Source organism: Anaerostipes sp. 992a, assembly GCF_001940245.1.
In the GTDB taxonomy this organism is placed as follows: Bacteria; Bacillota; Clostridia; order Lachnospirales; family Lachnospiraceae; genus Fimousia.
The window spans coordinates 2,501-5,975 of sequence record NZ_MJIG01000012.1 but is presented as its reverse complement, the minus strand read 5'-3'; the positions used below and the strand labels follow the sequence as shown (position 1 = coordinate 5,975).

Annotated in this window: 7 tRNA genes and 1 rRNA gene (1 of these 8 only partly in view); all 8 read right to left on the bottom strand. The window is 51.7% G+C overall.

The features are described from left to right. Positions 1–59 precede the first annotated feature (59 nt). Positions 60–132: transfer RNA gene (locus tag BHF69_RS13690), tRNA-Lys, on the bottom strand. A gap of 41 nt (positions 133–173) precedes the next feature. Next, positions 174–246: transfer RNA gene (locus BHF69_RS13685), tRNA-Phe, on the bottom strand. Between the two features lie 31 nt (positions 247–277). Next, a tRNA-Met gene (locus BHF69_RS13680) sits at positions 278–351 on the bottom strand. 10 nt (positions 352–361) lie between these two features. Then, positions 362–443, bottom strand: a tRNA-Tyr gene (locus BHF69_RS13675). A gap of 27 nt (positions 444–470) precedes the next feature. Next, a tRNA-Thr gene (locus BHF69_RS13670) sits at positions 471–543 on the bottom strand. Positions 544–548: 5 nt separating this feature from the next. After that, positions 549–621: transfer RNA gene (locus BHF69_RS13665), tRNA-Val, on the bottom strand. A 27-nt stretch (positions 622–648) separates the two neighbouring features. Then, positions 649–722, bottom strand: a tRNA-Asp gene (locus tag BHF69_RS13660). A gap of 130 nt (positions 723–852) precedes the next feature. Beyond that, positions 853–3,475, bottom strand: a 23S ribosomal RNA gene (locus BHF69_RS13655) (it continues 263 nt past the right edge of the window).

The following is a 3,475-nucleotide window of genomic DNA, read 5'->3' as shown; positions in this document are numbered from 1 at the left end:
TCAGAGAATTTCTTATGTAATAACAAAAGCCTTAAGGAACATTCCTTAAGGCTTTTTCGTGAGCGTGCGGGGGTTCGAACCCCGGACAACTTGATTAAAAGTCAAGTGCTCTACCAACTGAGCTACACACCCATATCTATATTAACATTTATGCCTTTCGGCATTCAATGGAATGCCCAGAGCCGGAATCGAACCAGCGACACGAGGATTTTCAGTCCTCTGCTCTACCAACTGAGCTATCTGGGCGTACAAAACAATTTTTATTATTTTGTATGAGTTGCGGGAGCCGGATTTGAACCAACGACCTTCGGGTTATGAGCCCGACGAGCTACCAGACTGCTCCATCCCGCGCTATAAAAAATGGATGGAGAAGGATTCGAACCTTCGAAGGCGTTGCCAACAGATTTACAGTCTGCCCCCTTTGGCCACTCGGGAATCCATCCATAATCTTGCGCTTTAGCACAAAAAAAAGCCGACGATCGGACTTGAACCGATAACCTGCTGATTACAAATCAGCTGCTCTGCCAATTGAGCCACGACGGCATGAATGGGACCAACAGGGCTCGAACCTGTGACCCCCTGCTTGTAAGGCAGGTGCTCTCCCAGCTGAGCTATGATCCCATTTTTAGAAAATATAAAATTTTCAAACGACCCAGAAGGGACTCGAACCCTCGACCTCCGCCGTGACAGGGCGGCGCTCTAACCAACTGAGCCACTAGGCCGTATAATAGAAAAGACTAAAAGCACTCTGCTTTTGGCCTTATCTTTAGGATGTACCCTAAAAACTACATACAGATATCTTCTTAACCTTCCATCTCTTCCTGTACGTTCAAACATCTCTACAGCCATTCTCTGGTTAAGACCTCGACCGATTAGTGACAGTCAGCTCCATGCATTGCTGCACTTCCACCCCTGCCCTATCTACCTCGTCGTCTTCAAGGGGTCTTACTTCCGAAGAATGGGAGATCTCATCTTGAGGGGGGCTTCACGCTTAGATGCCTTCAGCGTTTATCCCTTCCAGACTTGGCTACTCTGCTATGCCGTTGGCACGACAACAGATACACCAGCGGTCCGTCCATCCCGGTCCTCTCGTACTAAGGACAGCTCCTCTCAGATCTCCTGCGCCCACGCCGGATAGGGACCGAACTGTCTCACGACGTTCTGAACCCAGCTCGCGTACCGCTTTAATGGGCGAACAGCCCAACCCTTGGAACCTGCTACAGCTCCAGGATGCGATGAGCCGACATCGAGGTGCCAAACCACTCCGTCGATGTGAACTCTTGGGAGTGATAAGCCTGTTATCCCCAGGGTAGCTTTTATCCGTTGAGCGATGGCAATCCCACTTTATACCACCGGATCACTAAGTCCTACTTTCGTACCTGCTCCACCCGTCGGTGTCACAGTCAAGCTCCCTTCTGCCTTTGCACTCTGCGAATGGTTTCCGACCATTCTGAGGGAACCTTTGAGCGCCTCCGATACCCTTTCGGAGGCGACCGCCCCAGTCAAACTCCCCACCTGACATTGTCCCCCAGCCGGATCACGGCTGCTGGTTAGAAATCCAATACTGCAAGGGTGGTATCCCAACAGCGACTCCTCATGGACTGGCGTCCATGATTCCACGTCTCCCACCTATCCTGTACATGCAGTACCGAATCCCAGTATCAAGCTAGAGTAAAGCTCCATGGGGTCTTTCCGTCCTGGCGCGGGTAACCAGCATCTTCACTGGTATTTCAATTTCACCGGGTGTGTTGTTGAGACAGTGCCCAAATCATTACGCCTTTCGTGCGGGTCGGAACTTACCCGACAAGGAATTTCGCTACCTTAGGACCGTTATAGTTACGGCCGCCGTTTACTGGGGCTTAAGTTCAGACCTTCGATTGCTCTAAGCCCTCCCCTTAACCTTCCAGCACCGGGCAGGCGTCAGCCCATATACTTCACCTTGCGGTTTTGCATAGACCTGTGTTTTTGCTAAACAGTTGCTTGGGCCAATTCTCTGCGGCCTGCTCTCGCAGGCACCCCTTCTCCCGAAGTTACGGGGCCATTTTGCCGAGTTCCTTAACAACACTTCTCCCGTCGGCCTTAGGATTCTCTCCTCATCCACCTGTGTCGGTTTACGGTACGGGCACATGAAATACGATAGCGGCTTTTCTTGACAGCCAGGGGCAAGGGCTTCGCTACTTATGTTCGCTCCCCGTCACGTCTTCGGATCGCACCGCGGATTTGCCGGCGGTACTCCTACCTCGCTTGGACCGGACTTTCCATTCCCGGCTCCCTCTTCCTGTCTGTGTCCCCACAGTTCTGATTTCATGCGGTACAGGAATCTCAACCTGTTATCCATCGACTACGTCTTTCGACCTCGCCTTAGGCCCCGACTTACCCAGAGCAGATCAGCTTTACTCTGGAAACCTTAGATATTCGGCCAAGAAGATTCTCACTTCTTTCTCGCTACTCATTCCGGCATTCTCTCTTCTTAACCGTCCACTGCTCCTTCCGGTACAGCTTCCACCGTTTAAGAATGCTCCTCTACCAATCACTACGTGATTCCACGGCTTCGGTGTCGTGTTTCAGCCCCGGACATTTTCGGCGCAGGACCTCTCGACTAGTGAGCTATTACGCACTCTTTGAATGAATGGCTGCTTCTGAGCCAACATCCTAGTTGTCTTCGAAATCCCACATCCTTTTCCACTTAACACGCACTTTGGGACCTTAGCCGGTGGTCTGGGCTCTTTCCCTTTTGACCATCCAACTTATCTCGTATGGTCTGACTCCCATGAAACATCTGTCTGGCATTCGGAGTTTGATATGCTTTGGTAAGCTTTGACGCCCCCTAGGCAATTCAGTGCTCTACCTCCAGCAGACTATCATGAGGCTAGCCCTAAAGCTATTTCGAGGAGAACCAGCTATCTCCGGGTTCGATTGGAATTTCTCCGCTATCCACACCTCATCCCCACCCTTTTCAACGGATGTGGGTTCGGTCCTCCACTGCCTCTTACGGCAGCTTCAACCTGGACATGGATAGGTCACCCGGTTTCGGGTCTGCCCCTGCTGACTTTCGCCCTATTAAGACTTGGTTTCCCTTCGGCTCCGTGCCTCTGGCACTTAACCTTGCCAGCAGTGGCAACTCGCCGGACCGTTCTACAAAAAGTACGCGGTCCTACTTTAAAATAGTTCCACAGCTTGTAAACACAGGGTTTCAGGTTCTCTTTCACTCCCCTCCCGGGGTCCTTTTCACCTTTCCTTCACAGTACTATGCGCTATCGGTCACTAAGTAGTATTTAGCCTTACGGGGTGGTCCCCGCTCATTCCCACAAGGTTTCACGTGTCTCGTGGTACTCTGGATCCTGCTGGCTGGCTCCTGATTTCGGATACGGGGCTCTCACCCTCTCCGGCAGGCTTTTCCAAAACCTTTCTCCTATCTTCTGCCAATACCGTATGCAGTCCGAACCCCGGAATGCACGCATTCCGGTTTGGGCTC